We start from the raw sequence: 19,343 nt of genomic DNA, 5'->3' as shown, positions 1-19,343 counted from the left end.
CTTACTTGTCCAATAAATTCACTAACATTTGATGATAAATCTGACCGCACTTGGCTAGATCATCTACACTCACACATTCATTCACTTTATGAATCGTCGCATTAAGTGGTCCAAATTCCACCACTTCAGTGCCCATTAACGCAATAAAACGCCCATCAGAGGTGCCACCGCCTGTTTCTGCCTGTGGTGTAATACTGGTTGTTTGCTCAATAGCCGTCGTTAATGCATCTAATAATTTGCCTGGTTTCGTCAAAAATGGTTTACCCGATAAATTCCAATCAATACGGTATTTCAAACCATGTTTTTCAAGCATTTCCGCCACTTTCTGCTTAATGCTTTCATCAGTCACTTCTGTACAATAACGTAAATTGAATTGCACATAAAGCTCACCAGGAATGACATTATTACTCCCTGTGCCTGCATGAATATTCGCAATTTGCAAACTGGTTGGCGGGAAAAATTCGTTGCCGTTATCCCATTGATATGTGGTTAATTCCTGTAAGAACGGCGCTGCTTTGTGAATTGGGTTTTCTGCTAAATGAGGGTAAGCTACATGACCTTGAATACCTTGAATATAGAGGTTGCCCGTAATCGAACCACGACGGCCATTTTTGACTACATCGCCTAATGTTTTTGAACTAGATGGCTCGCCTACCATGCAATAAGTGATTTTCTCACCGCGCGCCATTAAGGTTTCGACAACACGTACCGTGCCATCTTTCGCGGCAGCCTCTTCGTCAGAAGTAATCAACAAAGCAATCGTTCCTTTATGATTTGGATTAGCTTTCACATATTCTTCTGCCGCCACAATCATTGTCGCCAATGAGCCTTTCATATCTGCCGCACCACGACCATAAAGCATATCATCCACAATTTCGGCAGAAAACGGCGGATAAGTCCATTGTGTTTCATCGCCCGTTGGCACCACATCGGTATGCCCTGCAAAAGCGATAACGGGCCCACCACTACCATGCTTCGCCCATAAATTTAACGTATCGTTGAAAGGCATCCATTCAATTTGAAAGCCGAGTTTTTCTAAACGCTCCGCAACTAGTTGCTGACAGCCTTCATCATTTGGGCTAATAGAGGGGCGACGAATGAGGTCTTGTGCCAAAGAAACCACTTTTTCTTTCATAAAAACTCCTAAGAAATCCTGTTCTTTTAAGCAAATACTGCACTATATTCTTTTTCATTGAAGCCAATTAAAGCTTTACCATCTTGCAAAATAATCGGGCGTTTAATTAACGTTGGATTTTCGGCTAAAACGGAAAGTGCGGTGGATTTTGAGAGTGACTTTTTCACATTTTCATCAAGATTACGCCACGTTGTGCTGCGTTTATTGACTAAATTTTCCCAACCAAATTGTGCTTCTGCTTGTTGTAAGAATTGAGTATCTAATCCATCAACACGGTAATCATGCAATTTATGTTCAATATTATGTTCAGTTAACCACTTCAACGCTTTTTTCACCGTATCGCAGTTTTTAATACCATAAACGATAATCATATTCTCACCTCTAAAAATAAAAAATCCTCGATTTCATTTAGAACGAGGATTTTAACTGCTACATGAATTAATCACAAATAGATTAACCCTATATAACTTATGCATCCAAAAGAAAAAGTGCGGTAAAAATCAACCGCACTTTTCAAAAGGGAAATTAGAATTCGTAACCTACGCCCACTTTAGCGCCATAGTTATTCACTTTAGTATCGTCAAAGCTACCTAAACGGTTATATTCTAAACCACCGTTTGCATACACTTTGTCTGCTAATTTATATTTAGCACCCGCAACTACACCATAACCCACTTTGGTTTCAGAAGAGCTTTTATAACGTTGTTCTGCGCGGTCTTCAAATTTGAAACGGTTAGCCGCAAGACGAGCACCAACATAAGGTTCAATTTGAGAATTGGTATCGAAGTCATAGAATACTGTCGCACCTAAACCTTGAACTTTAGTGCCTTGGAAGTTACCATGATGAGTATAATCACCTGCTACACGTACATTACCTAATTTATAACCTACTGCAACACGTGGCTCAATTTTAGTTTTGCTTGAACCCCCATTGGTTAATTTAGTTCTTGAAAGACCAAGATCACCTTCTGCATATAAACCTGCATTTGCAGTTGAAGCAACCGCTAATGCACCGACAACGATAGCTAATAATGATTTTTTCATTGGATAACCCCTGTTATTTGATTGAAAACACTAGAAATATACCACACTGCTTATGAATTTTCACTATGAAAAACCAATTTTCCCTGACATTTTCGGCATAAATAGGCAATTTTATCGCGTTGAATACGATTATGCCGACGAATCGTTAAGTAATGGGTCTGACATTCACATTGATAAGCAAACATTTTGCCTTGCACATTCTCTACATCAAATTGATGACAAGTATCAGCCGGAAGATTAAATAACTGTGTCATCACCGCTTGCCATTCCTGTCCATGCGGTTTCACTCGACCAAATACTTGATACACAATAAGATGGGCTAATTCATGGGGAACAACCTGACGAATAAATTCATCTGAGTTCTCAAGTAGCAAAGTGCGGTTAAATTTAATCTCATTTTTCTGCAAGTATGCGACGCCTGCCTTTACACCTCGCAAGTCATAACTGATTGTCGGGACTGAAAACTTCCTTTGAAAGTGATTTTCAGCGAGTTGTAATATTTCTGCAAGCTTGCGTTGCACCTGCATTTTTAAATGCCGAAACTGAGTTTGAGATGACATCATCATACTAAGTAAACAAAAACCGCTAAATTAGCGGTTTTTATCATATACATTTAATTTACTTATTTTAGACCTGCTGCCGCACGTAATTCTTCAGCGCGATCTACTTTTTCCCATGGGAACTGTTCACGACCGAAGTGTCCATACGCAGCAGTTTGGCGATAAATTGGTTGAATTAAATTTAACATTTTAATTAAACCATAAGGACGTAAATCAAAGAATTCACGCACTAACTTAACCAATACTTCGTTTGATACTTTTCCTGTACCAAAGGTTTCTACCATGATAGAAGTTGGCTCTGCCACACCAATTGCATAAGAAAGTTGAATTTCACAACGATCTGCAAGGCCTGCCGCAACGATATTTTTTGCCACATAACGCGCAGCATAAGCAGCTGAACGGTCTACTTTTGATGGATCTTTACCAGAAAATGCACCACCACCATGACGAGCTGCGCCGCCGTATGTATCGACAATGATTTTACGACCTGTTAAGCCACAATCACCCATAGGCCCGCCAATCACAAAACGACCAGTTGGGTTAATGAAATATTTTGTTTGTTGAGATAACCATTCGCTTGGCAAAATTGGCTTGATGATTTCTTCCATCACACCTTCGTAAATTTCTTTTTGTGACACTTCTTCACTATGTTGTGTAGAAAGAACAACCGCATCCACACCCACGATTTTATTATCTTCGTATTTTAAGGTCACTTGGCTTTTCGCATCAGGGCGTAACCATGCTAATTTTCCGCTTTTACGCACTTCTGCTTGTTTTTCCATTAAACGATGCGCATAAGTAATCGCCGCAGGCATCAAGACTTCTGTTTCATTTGTCGCATAACCAAACATAATCCCTTGATCACCCGCACCTTGATCTAATGGATTCTCACGATCCACACCTTGGTTAATATCAGATGATTGCTTACCAATCGCATTTAATACCGCACAAGAATTGCCATCAAAACCCATCTCTGAGTGTTTGTAACCAATATCACAAATGACTTGTCGAGTGAGATTTTCAATATCAACCCATGCTGATGTAGTAATTTCACCACCAACTAACGCCATCCCTGTTTTTACATAGGTTTCGCAAGCCACACGAGCTTTAGGATCTTGTTTTAAAATTTCATCAAGTACCGCATCAGAAATTTGATCGGCAATCTTATCTGGATGTCCTTCTGAAACCGATTCAGAAGTAAATAAATAGCTAGACATAAGTTCTCTTCTTTTGGATGTATTGACGTATAGACGGCTATAATACGCTTTTTTGACTAATAAGCAAGCATTCCTATCAAGTATTTTTGAAATGTGACAAGAAGAACCTAAGCTTTACGACAGAATTCAGCTCATTAATGCATAAAATGGGCGACAAACGCCCATTTATTTACCAGATTTTACTTCACTAAATCCAACATTTCTTGTGCATTCGCCAAGGCAAGCTCTGTAATTTCACTGCCGCCGAGTAATCTTGCAAGAGCTGGAACTCTCTCTTCTTGAGAAAGTGCGGTCATTTTAGTTTCTGTTTTATCATCAACGGTAAATTTCTCAACATTAAATTGATGATGTCCATGGCATGCGACTTGTGGTAAATGAGTCACACAAAGCACTTGGCATTTATCGCCTAATTGACGTAATAATTTACCCACTACACTCGCGGTTTTACCGCTAATACCAACATCGACTTCGTCAAAGATCAGCGTTGGAATCGCCGATTGATCTGATGTTAAGACTTGAATAGCTAATGAAATACGAGAAAGCTCACCACCAGATGCCACTTTTGCTAATGGTTGTGCTTGTTGTCCTAAATTACTACGTAAAGTAAAGACGATATTATCTGCCCCATTTGACGCAACTTTAGTTAAATCCGAATTCACTTCAATAAAAAACTCGGCATTTTCCATTGCAAGTCCTTTGATAGAATGTGTAACCTGTTGGGCTAATTTCTCTGCAGCTTGGCAACGGCTTTCATGTAATTGTTTTGCCGTACGTTGCATTTTCTCAAAGGCAGCTTTTTCTTCTAGAATCAGGCGTTCTTCACTTTCTGAAAAATCTAAAAGTGCGGTCAATTCTGCTTTTAATTTTTGATGCCATTCCACCAACTCTTCAGGTTTCACATTATGCTTGCGAGCGAGTTGTAAAGCTTGACCTAGACGTTGTTCAATCTCTTGTAATAACATCGGATCTTGCTCAATATGAGAAGCAAGATGCTGCACTTCACTTGTCGCCTCTTGCACTTGAATAAGTGCATCATTCAACATTGTTTGAACAGAAGCATAGCGAGGATCTAACTCACTTAATTCATCAATATACTGTGTCGCACGATAAAGCATCGAATCGATACTCACGGTCTCATTTTCACTGAGTAACTGTAAGGCTGATTGTGATAACTGTGTCAGCTGTTCGCTATTTGATAGACGACGTTGATCCTCTTCCAATTCTAAATATTCATTTGGACGAAGTGCAAACTCATCCAACTCTTCTACCTGATATTGTAAAAGCTGTTTCTTCGCTTCATTTTCAGTAACTTTTTGTTGGAAGGTTTTAACTTGTGTTTGGAGATTTTTCCACGCGCGATAATCTTCTCGCATTTGTGCGAGCAAATCATGATGATGTGCAAATGTATCCACCAACTGAAGTTGGTAGTCATTTTTCAATAATAATTGTGAAGCGTGCTGCCCATTAATATGAATAAGATATTGACCAATTTCTTTTAATTGAGAAGCCGATACAGGCGTGCTATTAATAAAGGCTTTAGAACGCCCATCTGCATTGATGACACGGCGTAAAATACAATCGGAGGGATTATCAGGATCTAGCAATTCTTGTTCTTGCAACCATTGATAAGCGGGGTTCGTTGGTTCAATAGAAAAGGAGGCGCAGATTTCAGCTCTTTCCTGCCCTTCTCGAACCATAGACGTTTCAATACGTTGCCCTAAGCATAACCCCAACGCATCAATAGCAATGGATTTCCCTGCGCCGGTTTCCCCCGTGATCACAGACATTCCTTTCGCTAATTCAATCTCTAATTGACGAACAATCGCAAAATTATTGATGGTAAGTTGGGTTAACATAAAAAAATCTCCTTAACTGTATATTCATATATTATAACTGTCACAATATACAGTAAAGAGATTTTTAACTTTTGGGATTAGAAATTTTTAAGCCAACCTAATTTTGTACTTAATACATTGTAATAATTATAATTTTTAAGATGTAATAAACGTAGCTTGTGAGGGCTTTTTTCAATATGCACCACATCATCTGGGCAAAAATCTAGTGCAATTTGACTATCACAGCCTAATTCCAACTGTGAAGTATTATGTTCCGCAAAACGAATTGAAATCTTACTGTCGCCATCAATTACTAATGGTCGAGAAGAAAGTGTATGTGGGAACATCGGCACAAGGGCAATCGCATTTAAATTTGGTGTTAAAATTGGGCCGCCTGCGGAAAGCGAATAAGCGGTTGAACCTGTGGGAGTGGAAACAATCAAGCCGTCTGAACGTTGAGAAAAGGCAAATTTATCATTGATATAAACATGGAAATCAATCATGTGCGCAATTTTAGCGGGGTGAATCACCGCCTCATTTACAGCATTGCTACTGGAGATAATTTCTCCGTTTCGTTCAATTTTAGCTTCCAATAAAAAACGCTCTTCTACAAAAAATTCACCATGTTCTAAACACGCTTCGAGCTGTGCATAAGCATTTTTCGGGTCAATATCGGTCAAAAAGCCTAAGTTGCCTCGGTTAATCCCAATCATTGGAATATTATATTTAGCCAAAATGCGAGCACGCCCTAGCATATTGCCATCACCACCGATTACAATCACGAGTTGAGCTTGCTCTCCAATTTCTTCAACCGTTGCTAACACCTCTTCCGGTAAACCGAATTTTTCACCCACCTCTTTTTCAACTAAAACTTGATATCCTCGCTCTTTCAGCCATTGATACAAGTTTTTATGCATTTGCAAATTAATATCGCGACGTGGTTTTCCCATCAAGGCGATGGTTTTAAATGATTTGACTAATTCATCCATAACTATGATTGCTCCCAAGTACAGACTTACTGATTTTTGACCGCACTTGAATTTAAAATTTTAGCCATTATATTACATAGCAATTCAGTTTTGCTAAAATAGCACTAATTTTTGATAAATGGAGAAAAAGATGTCAGAACAAGCACAAAACTTAAATGAAAATGAAGAACTTGTTGAAGAAGTTCAGCAGGAAACCACCGCAACGGAAGATCCGTTAGAAGAAGCGATTGCCCGTGTACAAGAACTTGAAGAACAATTAAAAGCACAAGTAGAAGAAACCTCTAAAAAAGAGCAAGATTTATTGCTCCGTACGCGTGCAGAAATTGATAATATGCGTCGTCGTAGCGAACAAGACATCGAAAAAGCACATAAATTTGCGCTCGAAAAATTCTCAAAAGACATTTTAAATACCATTGATAACTTAGAGCGTGCGCTTGCCACACCAGCCAATAAGGAAGATGAAAACATCAAAGCCCTATTCGATGGTGTCGAGCTGACTTTAAAAGAGTTACTCTCAACGGTTTCTCGCTTTGGTGTCGAGCCTGTTGGTGCAGTAGGCGATACCTTTAATCCGGATCTTCACCAAGCTATCTCTATGCAACCAGCAGAAGGCTTTACAACTAATCAAATCACCACCGTTTTACAAAAAGGTTATACCTTAAATGGTCGAGTGATTCGCCCAGCCATGGTAATGGTTGCAGCTTAATTTCTTTTCTATGACTTAAAGAGCGGACGATTTTTCGTCCGTTTTTTTATTGCCAAAAATCTTGACATAGATCAAATTTATTAAAAAATAATTTGAGAATAATTCTCAATAAAAACTCTCTTGATTTCCAGATTTAGCAAGGTTCCTCCACAATTTCAAGCATCAAAAAACATAAAACAACACTACATATTGTGTGTTGATCTATTAAATAAAACTATATATAGTGCTTTCGTTTTTTTTTAAAGTTAGCCTATATAGGAGTCATAAAATGAATGCTTTCTTCGTGATTAAGCGTGATGGTTCACGAATTGGGTTTGACCTACAACGTATTACTAATGCAATCAGAAAAGCGGCAAGTGCGGTCAATATTGTTGATGAAATTTATATCCATGATCTGAGCCAGCGAATTAATACCGAGATTTTTAGTCACTATCAGCATGAAATTGATATCAACCAGATTCAAAAAATCGTTGAAGATCACTTAATGACAAGCAAGTATCCACAAATTGCACGTGCTTATATTGAATATCGTCACGATCGTGATCTTGCTCGTGAAAAACGCAGCCAATTAACCAAAGAAATTGAAGGGCTGATTGAACAAAGCAACGTCGAATTGCTTAACGAAAATGCGAATAAAGATGCGAAAGTGATCCCGACCCAGCGGGATTTACTGGCAGGTATTGTGGCCAAACATTATGCTAAACATCACATTCTGCCAAGAGATGTCGTGGAAGCTCACGAAAAAGGCGAAATCCATTATCACGACTTAGACTACGCGCCATTTTTCCCAATGTTTAACTGCATGCTCGTTGATCTAAAAGGCATGCTTTCACATGGTTTTAAAATGGGTAATGCCGAAATTGAACCGCCTAAATCTATCGGCACAGCAACAGCAGTTACCGCACAAATTATTGCTCAAGTAGCCAGCCATATTTATGGCGGTACAACCATTAATCGTATTGATGAAGTGCTTGCACCTTATGTTCAACTCAGCTTTGAAAAACATTTGAAAAATGCCGACCAATGGCAAATTCCAGATGCTGAAGGTTATGCAAAAGCGCTAATTGAAAAAGAATGTTTTGATGCGTTTCAATCCCTTGAATATGAAGTTAACACGCTCCATACGTCCAATGGCCAAACGCCGTTTGTTACCTTTGGTTTTGGCTTAGGCACAAGTTGGCAAGAACGTTTAATTCAGCAATCAATCTTGAAAAACCGTATTCGTGGCTTGGGTAAAAATCACAAAACGCCAGTCTTCCCTAAACTGGTCTTTACCATTAAAAAAGGTGTGAACCAAAACGAACAAGATCCAAACTATGATATTAAAAAACTGGCATTAGAATGCGCATCAAAACGCATGTATCCAGATATTTTAAACTATGATCAAGTAATCAAAGTCACTGGCTCATTCAAAGCTCCAATGGGTTGTCGTAGCTTCTTGGGTGCTTATGAAGAAAACGGTCATGAAGTGCATGATGGTCGCAATAATTTAGGTGTGGTGAGTTTGAATCTACCTCGTATTGCTCTTGAAGCACAAGGAAACGAAGAAAAATTCTACCGCACTTTAGATGAACGCTTAGCCCTAGCCAAGAAAGCCTTGCTTACACGTATTGCTCGCTTAGAAAATACCAAAGCCCGTGTCGCGCCAATTCTTTATATGGAAGGTGCTTGCGGCGTTCGATTAAAAGCTGATGATAACGTTGCCGATATTTTCAAAAATGGCCGAGCATCAATTTCTTTAGGCTATATTGGCATTCACGAAACCATCAATGCACTGTATAAAAAAGGACATATTTTTGACGATGAACAACTACGCGAAAAAGGCATCGCAATTGTGCGTCGTTTAAGTGAAGCAGTCAAACAATGGCAGAAAGAAACCGGCTATGCATTTAGCCTTTATTCCACACCAAGTGAAAACTTGTGCGATCGCTTCTGTCGTTTAGATACCAAACAATTTGGTGTGATTGAAGGCGTTACCGATAAAGGCTACTACACTAATAGCTATCACTTAGATGTAGAGAAAAAAGTGAATCCATACGATAAATTAGACTTTGAAATGCCTTATCCTGAATTAGCAAGCGGGGGCTTCATTTGTTATGGCGAATATCCAAATATTCAACATAACCTAAAAGCACTCGAAGATGTGTGGGATTATAGCTACGATCGCGTGCCTTATTATGGCACTAATACGCCAATAGATGAATGTTACGAATGTGGCTTCACAGGAGAATTTAATTGCACAAGTAAAGGCTTTGTTTGTCCGAAATGTGGCAACCATGACAGTGCAAAAGTCTCTGTAACCCGACGAGTTTGCGGTTATCTCGGCAGTCCTGATGCTCGCCCATTCAATGCGGGTAAACAGGAAGAAGTAAAACGCCGTGTAAAACATCTATAATGGTCGTTTCGTTATTATGATAAAATAGCTCATCAGAAATGAGCTATTTTTATTTCAATAAATAAGGAAGAATCATGCCAACACTTAGTCAAATCACACAATCCATTATGCAAGACCCCGACAATCAATCTTTTACGTTACAAGGCATTGAACCGCTTTTTGCTGCACCAACGACAGCTCGCATTAACATTGTCGGACAAGCTCCCGGAATTAAAGCCCAAGAAAGTCGTTTATATTGGAATGATAAAAGCGGTGATCGCCTACGTGAATGGCTCGGTGTGGATCGCGATACCTTCTATCATTCTGGTTTGTTTGCTGTCATCCCGATGGACTTTTATTACCCTGGAAAAGGTAAATCCGGTGATTTACCACCGCGCAAAGGCTTCGCAGAAAAATGGCATCCGCTAATTCTCGCTAATTTGCCTAATATTGAGCTGACGATTCTTATTGGACAATATGCACAAAAATACTATTTGCCAGAAAATAACCTTAATGTCACTGAGACGGTTCACCATTTTCGTGATTTTCTTCCTCACTTTCTTCCGCTTGTTCACCCTTCTCCACGCAACCAAATTTGGCTCAAGAAGAATCCGTGGTTTGAACAAGAAATAGTACCAACATTACAAAAACAAGTGAAAGCGATTTTATCCCGTTAAACAAATATTCCACGAATAAAGAGCGGTCAAAAATATCTGATTTTGACCGCTCTTTGCTTTAATACTAATCAATTTTTAGTACCTCCCTATTTTCTGATTAAACACACTTATGCTAGAATCGCCAACTTCTTAAAATATATAGAAAAAAATATATAGGAAAAAATATATGCAACAAACTCCCATTACGGACTCGCAATCTAAAGCTTGGAATAAAAATGCAGTGGTATTCCTTGCTGATGTGATTCTCTTTTTTGTTTTATTAAACATTCTTCCTTTTGAGCCTGCTGCCAATAAAGGCTTAGCATTATTGGCATTCGTGGCTATTTTATGGTTAACAGAAGCGGTAAACGTGACTATCACGGCGCTATTTGTTCCTATTTTGTCGGTATTACTCGGATTGGTAAATAGTCGTGAGGCGCTTGTTGCCTTTGCTGATCCTACCATTTTCTTATTCTTTGGTGGTTTTGCGATTGCTACCGCATTAAATGTGCAAAAGATCGACAAAATGATTTCTAATAAAATCATGCAATTAGCAAAAGGTCGTCTCTTTGTTGCGGTGCTTTACCTTTTCTTAGCAACCGCATTTTTATCTATGTGGATGAGTAATACAGCGACTGCAGCGATGATGATTCCGCTTTCAATGACCATTCTCAGTCAATTAGATCAAAAAGAAGAACATAATACTTATGTCTTCGTACTTTTAGGGATCGCTTATAGTGCGACCATCGGTGGAATGGGAACGCTTGTGGGAAGCCCGCCTAATGCCATTGCCGCTTCACAGCTCCATTTAGATTTTGCTGACTGGTTAATGTATGGCACGCCAGTGATGTTAATTTTATTCCCGCTTATTATTGGTTGGTTATATATTGTATTTAAACCAAAATTAGGCCTTCATTTTGCTGCTGAATTTGAAAAAATTCATATGACTAAACAACGTGTTTTAACCTTGGTCATTTTTATCACCGTAGCGATTCTTTGGATTTTTGGTGGATACCTTAACCCTATTATTTCGCAATTATTAGGCTTACCAAAACCAATTGGTAGTTTTGACAGTATGGTTGCACTCTCCGCAGCGATTGTCATTTGTGTAACGGGGATCGCAAGTTGGAAACAAGTACAAGAAAATACAGAATGGGGCGTGCTGTTCCTCTTCGGTGGCGGTTTAACCTTAAGCTCTGTATTGACTCAGTCTGGTGCAAGTAAAATCATGGCAGATGGTATTGTCTTCATTATTGAAGGCGGTCACTACTATGTGATGGCATTAATTGTTGCAGCCTTTATTGTCTGTTTAACTGAGTTTACCTCAAACACAGCAAGTGCTGCTTTACTGGTTCCAATCTTTATTTCTATTGCAAATGCACTGAATATGCCACCACTTGGTTTTGCAATGATTATCGGTCTAGGGGCATCCTGTGCCTTTATGATGCCGGTTGGTACCCCACCGAATGCGATTGTGTACTCGACAGGTTTTGTGAAACAATCCGAAATGATCCGCGTGGGTAAATTTATTGATTTAACCTGTATGCTAATTATCGGGACAATTGCTTATCTCTTCTGGATGTAACCTTTAAAATCGAATAAGTGCGGTTAAAAACAAGATGATTTTTAACCGCACTTTTTTATTTTCTTTACGCAAACGTTTGCGGTAAATGAAAATTAACGTATAATTCGCACAATTTTTTTACTTAGGGAAACCAAATGAATAACAACCTGCTTTATACAGTGGAAGACAAACCACCTTTCGGATTGAGTTTACTCCTTGCCGCACAGCATTTACTTGCCGCACTCGGGGGAATTATTGCCGTACCATTGGTCATTGGTAACGTCTTAAAATTACCGACTGAAGATACCATTACATTAGTTAATGCAGCACTTTTAATTTCTGGTGTAGTAACCGTTATCCAATGTAAAGGCTTGGGGCCTATTGGTATTCGTTTACCAAGTGTGATGGGGACCAGTTTTACTTTCGTTGCTGCTGCACTTGCCATTGGTTTCAGTGAATATGGCATCGCTGGTATATTAGGTTCTTCTCTCATTGGTTCCTTAGTGATGATTATCGGCAGCTTTTTCATGCCGTATATTCGTAAATTATTCCCACCACTTGTGACGGGAACTGTCGTTATGATGATCGGCTTAAGCCTGATTCCAGTTGCCGTTGACTGGTTTGCAGGTGGTCAACGTGGTGATGCGAATTATGCGACGCCAGAAAATTTAATGATGGCGAGCTTTGTCTTAGTGATCGTGGTAGCTCTCGTGCAATGGGGTAAAGGCATTTTCTCTGCAGCCGCGATCGTTATTGGGATGATGACAGGCTATCTTGTGTGTTTAGCCATGGGATGGGTAAGCTTTGAAGGTGTAAAACAAGCACAAACTTTCGCGATTCCGCAACCACTGCACTTTGGCTTAGCTTTCCCTATTTCAGGCATTATCGGCATGTCCATTGCCTATTTAGTGACAATCGTTGAATCAAGCGGTAACTTCTTAGCACTAGGTAATGCCACCAAAACCGAAATTACTGGCAGACATTTACGAGGCGGGGTTTTAGCCGATGGTTTAGGATCAGCCTTAGCCGCCATTATGTCCACCACGCCATTCTCATCATTCTCACAAAACATTGGTGTCATTTCTCTAACTGGCGTGGCAAGCCGTCACGTGGTTGCGCTAACCGGTGTGCTTCTCGCTTTAGCCGGTTTATTCCCTGTATTCGGTGCATTAATTGTATCAATTCCATTACCAGTATTAGGTGGTGCAGGCTTAATGATGTTCGCGATGATTATCGCCGCGGGTATCCAAATGTTAGATAAAGTGGCGCGTAGCAAACGTAATGGTTTAATTATTGCCATTTCCATTGGCTGTGGCTTAGCGGTGACGACTCGTCCAGAATTGCTTGATAAATTACCGCACTTCTTCAAAGAAGTGCTCGGTTCAGGCATTACCGTAGGCTCATTACTTGCCTTAATTCTTAACCTTGTCCTTCCAGAAGATAAAGTGGAAGAAACAAAAGAATTAAAATAGATAGCGAATAAGGGCAGATTAACACTGCCCTTTTCTTTTCCTGTAAAACATTTCTAAAACGGACCGCACTTTGTTAAAATCAGGCATCATTTTCCATTTATCAAGGAATAAAAATGGCAGATTTACCTTTCTTCGTTGAGCTCAACGAACAAAATCTTACTGAAACGTTGCAACGTTCTGTTGAAACGCCACTTGTCATTAACTTTTATGCGCCAAGCCATAAAGAATCAGCTGATTTTGCAACAGTCCTACAACGTGTTGCAGAACAACATCAAGGACAATTTATCCTCGGCTTAGTCAATTGTGAAACAGAGCAAATGATTGCTGCTCAATTTCGTATTCAAGCATTGCCTACGACCTATCTTTTCAAAGAAGCTCAAGCAATAGATGCGTTCCCTGGTGCATTAGATGAAGCCAGCTTATTGCAACGTTTGAGTACGATTTTGCCAAAAGAAGAAGATTTAAAATTCCAAAAAGCTTTAGATTTTTTACAAGTGGAAGATTACAACTCCGCCCTTCCATTACTGAAAGAGGCTTGGGAGCTTTCAGATAAGAAAAACAGCGATGTGGCATTACTTTATGCGGAAACCTATATTGCGATGAAGAAAACGGAGCCGGCGGCAGATATTTTAGCGCAAATCCCTATTCAGGATCGCGACAGCCGTTGGCATGGATTACAAGCGCAGATTGAGCTTTTAATTAAAGCGGCTGATACGCCAGAAATTCAGCAATTACAAGCAGATTATGCGAAAAATCCAACGCCTGAAATTGCGTTGAAATTGGCAGTTCAGCTACATCAAGCCAATCGAAACGAAGAAGCATTGGATTTATTATTTAGCATTCTTAAACAAGATCTTTCTGCGGAAAATGGTGAAGTGAAACAACAGTTTTTATCTATTTTATCAGCCATTGGTAACGCAGATCCTATCACCAATAAATATCGCCGATTGCTGTATTCATTGCTTTACTAATACGATCAACTATTTTTTTATGCATGAAGGCTTTATAATGAACGAATTCCAAAAGCCTCATGCTTTATTTTATATAACAAAGGATTCTTTATGTCAGACGTTAAACACAGCAAATTATTAATTTTAGGTTCAGGCCCTGCAGGTTATACTGCCGCTATTTATGCCGCACGTGCAAACTTAAAACCTGTTTTAGTGACAGGTCTTCAACAAGGCGGGCAACTTACTACCACGGATGAAATTGAAAACTGGCCAGGTGATTTTGAAATGACCACTGGCCCAGGTTTAATGCAGCGTATGTTGCAACACGCTGAAAAATTTGAAACGGAAATCGTGTTTGATCATATTAACAAAGTCGATTTATCTTCTCGTCCGTTCAAGCTTTATGGCGATATGCAAACCTTCACATGTGATGCATTAATCATCGCAACAGGGGCATCAGCACGTTATATCGGATTAGAATCTGAAACCGCTTATAAAGGCCGTGGCGTTTCAGCTTGTGCAACCTGTGATGGTTTCTTCTATCGCAATAAACCCGTTGCGGTTGTCGGTGGCGGAAATACCGCAGTGGAAGAAGCACTTTACTTAGCTAACATTGCTTCTGAAGTGCACTTAATCCACCGTCGCGATAGCTTCCGTGCAGAAAAAATCTTAATCGATCGCTTATACAAAAAAGTCGAAGAAGGCAAAATCGTGCTTCATACTGACCGCACTTTGAATGAAGTGTTAGGCGATAATATGGGCGTAACCGGTGTACGTTTAGAAAACGTGAAAACCGGCGAAAAAGAAGACGTGAAATTAGACGGTTTATTTATTGCCATCGGTCATGCGCCAAATACTGAAATCTTCCAAGGTCAGCTTGAACTTAATAACGGTTATATTGTGGTGAAATCTGGTCTTGAAGGCAATGCAACAGCAACGTCAGTGGAAGGCGTATTTGCTGCGGGTGATGTAATGGATCACAACTATCGCCAAGCCATTACTTCAGCAGGTACAGGCTGTATGGCAGCATTAGATGCTGAACGTTATTTAGATGCACAAGAATAAATTTCCTTATTTATTTTCCCCCTCTTTAGCCAAGAGGGGTTAAGGGAGATTTTAAAGAATCAATTTTGTATCAAAACTCGCCCTTCAAGCTCCCTCTCAATAGAGAGGGAGAACTTTTTAAATACTAACTCTACAAATCTATGGACAAACTTCGCCAAAAATATTTACAAAAATGGCTTCGTGCGCAGCAACAACCTGTAAAAAAATTAATGCGCACCAATATTGCCCTTGCCACACTTTCTTCCTTAATTCTTGTGGCTCAAACCTATTTTCTTGCGACATTGCTCGACCAGCTGATTATGCAAAATGTCGATCGCGCTGAACTGGTTCCATATTTTATTGCATTAATCATTACTTTTGCTTTGCGTGCGGTCATTTTATGGCTACGCGAAAAAATTGGCTTTAAAGCAGGTCGATTACTGCGCAATCATATGCGTCAAAAGATCTTAGATAAAATCCATCAAGTTGGGCCGGCCACCATCAATAACAACCCCGCCGGAAGCTGGGCAAGTATCATGCTTGAACAAGTGGAAAATCTGCATAACTTCTATGCGCGTTTCTTACCACAACAAAGTTTGTCTGCCATTGTACCAATGGTGATTTTAATTGCCGTATTCCCACTCAACTGGGCTGCTGGACTGATTTTGATGGTGACCGCACCACTTGTGCCAATTTTTATGATTCTGGTAGGGATTGCAGCAGCAGATAGCAGCCAAAAAAATATGGCAACCCTTTCTCGCTTAAGTGCTCAATTCTTGGATCGCTTACGTGGTTTAGAAACCTTGCGTCTTTTCAACCGCACTTCAGAACAAACACAACATATTGAAAACACAACGGAAGACTTCCGTGAAACGACCATGACAGTACTTAAAATGGCGTTTCTCTCTTCTGCTGTGTTAGAGTTTTTCACCTCCATTTCCATTGCTTTAATGGCAGTGTACTTTGGTTTTAGCTATTTAGGCCAAGTCGAATTTGGTACTTATGGCACCACACTGACCTTATTTACCGGCTTTTTCTGCTTAATTTTGGCACCAGAGTTTTATCAACCATTACGTGATCTCGGGACTTACTACCACGATCGTGCAGCAGGTATTGGTGCTGCTGATGCCATTGTCGATTTCTTAGAAGCGGATTATTTAATTGCCCATCAAGGCAATGAACAAATTCCAGCACAAAGTGCGGTCGAAATTCAGGCTGAAAATTTAGTGGCGCTTTCTCCACAAGGTCAACCATTAACGAAGCCACTTTCATTCCATATTCCGAAAGAAAGCCATATTGCCCTTGTGGGCCAAAGTGGTGCAGGAAAAACCTCTTTAATCAATGTATTACTCGGTTTCTTACCTTATGAAGGCAGCTTAAAAATTAACGGTGTGGAACTGAATCAAAGCCGTTTAAGCGACTGGCGAAAACAAATTGCTTGGGTCGGACAAAATCCATTACTGCTACAAGGTAGTATCAAAGAAAATCTACTTTTAGGCGATATTCAAGCAACTGATGAGCAAATTGAGCAAGCCTTGATTTCTGCTCAAGCGAAAGAGTTTACCGATAAATTAGGTTTGGATAGCGAAATTAAAGATGGTGGCATTGGTGTATCTGTAGGCCAAGCTCAACGCTTAGCGATCGCTCGTGCTTTACTACGCAAAGGCAATTTATTATTACTCGATGAGCCAACGGCTAGCCTTGATGCTCAGTCTGAAAATCTGGTACTTGCTGCCCTTGCAGAAATGAGCCATAACCAAACGACCTTAATGATCACACACCGTATTGAAGATCTGAAACAATGCGACAACATTTTAGTGATGCAAGAAGGTGAAATTGTTCAACAAGGACATTTCAACCAATTAAAAGATCAAGGCTTCTTTGCCGAATTATTGGCTCAACGAAAAGAGGATATTCAATAATGCGTGCTTTACTTCCCTTTTTACGTTTATTTAAATTTGCCAAGTTGCCTTTATTTTTAGGCTTGGTTTTAATGATTACAGGCCTTGCATCTAGCATTGGCTTGCTGACCACATCGGGTTGGTTTTTAGCCGCAACAGCTATTGCTGGTCTTGGCACGTTATTTAATTTCTTCTATCCATCTGCTTCTGTGCGTGGGCTTGCTATTAGCCGCACTCTTTTCCGCTATTTTGAAAAGTTGGTGACGCACGATGCGACTTTCCGCATTTTGGCTAAATTACGGGTACAAGTTTTTGAGAAAATTATTCCATTAAGCCCTGCGGTGTTAAATCGCTACCGTAACAGCGATTTGCTAAACCGCTTAGTGTCTGATGTGGATACCCTCGATAGCCTATATCTTCGCTTAATTGCGCCTTTTATTACGGCTATTTTTGTGATTCTAGCTATGTGCATTGGTCTAAGCTTCGTCAATGCACCTTTAGCCTTAGGTCTAGGTGTGAGCCTGCTTTTATTGGTATTGGTTATTCCAACCGTTTTCTACCAACTTGGTAAAAAATTCGGTGATAAACTCGTGCATTCACGTGCACTTTACCGCACTCAATTCTTAGAATTTATCCAAGCGCAAGCTGAATTATTGCTTTTTAATGCCGAAGATAAATTGAAAGATAACATGGCTAAAACCGAAGCAAATTGGCAAGCAGACCAGCAAAAAGAAGCCAATTTAAGCGGATTTTCAACCGCCCTTTCACTCTTTTTAAATGGTTTGATTATCGCCGCAATGTTATGGTTTAGCTCACAAGCGGAGTTTGGTAACGATGAATATCGTATGGCGTTTATTGCGCTCTTCACTTTTGCCGCCCTTGCATCGTTTGAAATCTTAATGCCATTAGGTTCAGCGTTCTTACATATCGGGCAAGTGATTGCTTCAGCTGAACGTGTAACTGACATTATCGAACAGCAACCATTAGTGACTTTTAATGGCAAAGCGGAGTTCGATCACAACGCTACTACATTAATTGAAGCGAAAGATCTTTCTTTCACTTATCCTGAACGTCAAAATCGTGCCTTAGAAAACCTGAATTTAACCATTCAAAAAGGCAAAAAAGTCGCAATTTTAGGTAAAACAGGTAGCGGGAAATCCACGTTATTACAGCTTTTAGTGCGTAATTATGATGCCAACCAAGGAGAATTATTCCTTGCTGGCAAGCCAATTGCTGATTATGCAGAAGACACATTACGTAGCCAATTCTGCTTTTTAACACAACGTATTCATGTATTTAGCGATACACTTCGTCAAAATCTGCAATTCGCAAGTGCGGTCAATATTTCAGATGAAAAAATGATCGAGGTATTAAATCAAGTCGGTTTAGGCAAATTGTTGGAACAAGAACAAGGCTTAGATATTTGGTTAGGTGATGGCGGCCGTCCACTTTCGGGTGGAGAACAACGCCGTTTAGGCTTGGCTCGAATTCTGCTTAATGATGCGCCAATTTTATTATTAGATGAGCCAACTGAAGGTTTAGACCGCGAAACTGAACGCCAAATTCTGCGTTTGATTCTTGCCCACGCTGAAAATAAAACCTTAATTATGGTAACTCACCGCTTAACGGCGATTGAGCAATTTGATGAGCTTTGTGTGATTGATGAAGCGAAGCTAATTGAAAAAGGCACTTATGCAGAATTATTGCAATTAGAAAAAGGATTCTTCAAACAATTAGTGGAGCGAGTGTAAAATAAGAAAGGATAAGTTGGGTGGAAATCTTCCCAGCTTATTCTCGGCACACAGAAATTCCGACTTTGGCTGCTTTCTTCCGAACCTGACCGAGTAAACCGGACACCGTTGCGAGAGACCGAGAAGATTCCCATTGATATCGCAA

At 39.9% G+C, this 19,343-nt stretch carries 16 protein-coding genes and 1 other RNA gene; 9 read left to right on the top strand and 8 right to left on the bottom strand.

The window, feature by feature from the left end; genetic code table 11:
- Position 1: 1 nt before the first annotated feature.
- From dapE to ADA56_RS08310, 7 genes are all read right to left on the bottom strand, one after another.
- Complete coding sequence (gene dapE / locus ADA56_RS08340; protein ID WP_049370123.1) at positions 2-1,135, bottom strand: succinyl-diaminopimelate desuccinylase; 1,134 nt, start codon at positions 1,133-1,135, stop codon at positions 2-4.
- A 26-nt stretch (positions 1,136-1,161) separates the two neighbouring features.
- Complete coding sequence (locus ADA56_RS08335; protein WP_049370122.1) at positions 1,162-1,506, bottom strand: ArsC family reductase; 345 nt, start codon at positions 1,504-1,506, stop codon at positions 1,162-1,164.
- A gap of 154 nt (positions 1,507-1,660) precedes the next feature.
- Complete coding sequence (locus tag ADA56_RS08330; RefSeq protein WP_005696480.1) at positions 1,661-2,179, bottom strand: opacity family porin; 519 nt, start codon at positions 2,177-2,179, stop codon at positions 1,661-1,663.
- A 50-nt stretch (positions 2,180-2,229) separates the two neighbouring features.
- Positions 2,230-2,745, bottom strand: coding sequence for a SprT family zinc-dependent metalloprotease (locus tag ADA56_RS08325; RefSeq protein ID WP_049370121.1), 516 nt, complete (start codon positions 2,743-2,745; stop codon positions 2,230-2,232).
- A gap of 56 nt (positions 2,746-2,801) precedes the next feature.
- Positions 2,802-3,956: a methionine adenosyltransferase gene (gene metK, locus ADA56_RS08320; protein WP_005696483.1), complete on the bottom strand. Its 1,155-nt coding sequence runs from the start codon at positions 3,954-3,956 to the stop codon at positions 2,802-2,804.
- Between the two features lie 179 nt (positions 3,957-4,135).
- Positions 4,136-5,812, bottom strand: a complete 1,677-nt coding sequence (gene recN / locus ADA56_RS08315) for a DNA repair protein RecN (RefSeq protein WP_049370120.1) — start codon at positions 5,810-5,812, stop codon at positions 4,136-4,138.
- A 77-nt stretch (positions 5,813-5,889) separates the two neighbouring features.
- Positions 5,890-6,780 (bottom strand): NAD(+) kinase, encoded by an 891-nt coding sequence (locus ADA56_RS08310; RefSeq protein WP_049370119.1) that lies wholly within the window; start codon positions 6,778-6,780, stop codon positions 5,890-5,892.
- A 130-nt stretch (positions 6,781-6,910) separates the two neighbouring features.
- Here ADA56_RS08310 and grpE point away from each other — a divergent pair, with 130 nt between their 5' ends.
- From grpE to cydC, 9 genes are all read left to right on the top strand, one after another.
- Positions 6,911-7,486: a nucleotide exchange factor GrpE gene (grpE, locus tag ADA56_RS08305; RefSeq protein WP_014065056.1), complete on the top strand. Its 576-nt coding sequence runs from the start codon at positions 6,911-6,913 to the stop codon at positions 7,484-7,486.
- A gap of 268 nt (positions 7,487-7,754) precedes the next feature.
- On the top strand, positions 7,755-9,881 hold the full coding sequence (nrdD, locus tag ADA56_RS08300; RefSeq protein ID WP_049370118.1) for an anaerobic ribonucleoside-triphosphate reductase: 2,127 nt from the start codon (positions 7,755-7,757) through the stop codon (positions 9,879-9,881).
- Between the two features lie 74 nt (positions 9,882-9,955).
- Positions 9,956-10,537: a uracil-DNA glycosylase family protein gene (locus tag ADA56_RS08295; protein ID WP_049370117.1), complete on the top strand. Its 582-nt coding sequence runs from the start codon at positions 9,956-9,958 to the stop codon at positions 10,535-10,537.
- A 166-nt stretch (positions 10,538-10,703) separates the two neighbouring features.
- Complete coding sequence (locus ADA56_RS08290) at positions 10,704-12,101, top strand: DASS family sodium-coupled anion symporter (protein WP_049370116.1); 1,398 nt, start codon at positions 10,704-10,706, stop codon at positions 12,099-12,101.
- A gap of 134 nt (positions 12,102-12,235) precedes the next feature.
- Entirely contained in the window at positions 12,236-13,552 is a 1,317-nt protein-coding gene (locus ADA56_RS08285) for a nucleobase:cation symporter-2 family protein (protein WP_049370115.1), read from the top strand.
- Positions 13,553-13,665: 113 nt separating this feature from the next.
- A complete protein-coding gene (locus ADA56_RS08280; protein WP_049370114.1) occupies positions 13,666-14,523 on the top strand; it encodes a co-chaperone YbbN in 858 nt (285 codons plus the stop codon).
- Positions 14,524-14,613: 90 nt separating this feature from the next.
- Positions 14,614-15,567: a thioredoxin-disulfide reductase gene (trxB, locus tag ADA56_RS08275; RefSeq protein ID WP_005699879.1), complete on the top strand. Its 954-nt coding sequence runs from the start codon at positions 14,614-14,616 to the stop codon at positions 15,565-15,567.
- A gap of 140 nt (positions 15,568-15,707) precedes the next feature.
- Complete coding sequence (gene cydD, locus ADA56_RS08270; RefSeq protein WP_049370113.1) at positions 15,708-17,468, top strand: heme ABC transporter permease/ATP-binding protein CydD; 1,761 nt, start codon at positions 15,708-15,710, stop codon at positions 17,466-17,468.
- On the top strand, positions 17,468-19,198 hold the full coding sequence (gene cydC / locus ADA56_RS08265; protein WP_049370112.1) for a heme ABC transporter ATP-binding protein/permease CydC: 1,731 nt from the start codon (positions 17,468-17,470) through the stop codon (positions 19,196-19,198). The genes cydD and cydC overlap by 1 nt, the downstream gene beginning before the upstream one ends.
- A 26-nt stretch (positions 19,199-19,224) precedes the next feature.
- On the opposite strand, the gene ffs is transcribed toward cydC, so the two are convergent.
- Positions 19,225-19,323, bottom strand: an RNA gene (gene ffs / locus ADA56_RS09640) — signal recognition particle sRNA small type.
- Positions 19,324-19,343: the final 20 nt, after the last annotated feature.

It is taken from the genome of Parahaemophilus parainfluenzae, from assembly GCF_001055095.1.
Classification (GTDB): Bacteria; Pseudomonadota; Gammaproteobacteria; order Enterobacterales; family Pasteurellaceae; genus Haemophilus_D; species Haemophilus_D parainfluenzae_Z.
The sequence above is the reverse complement of the archived record's forward strand: the minus strand, read 5'-3'. Positions and strand labels throughout refer to the sequence as shown.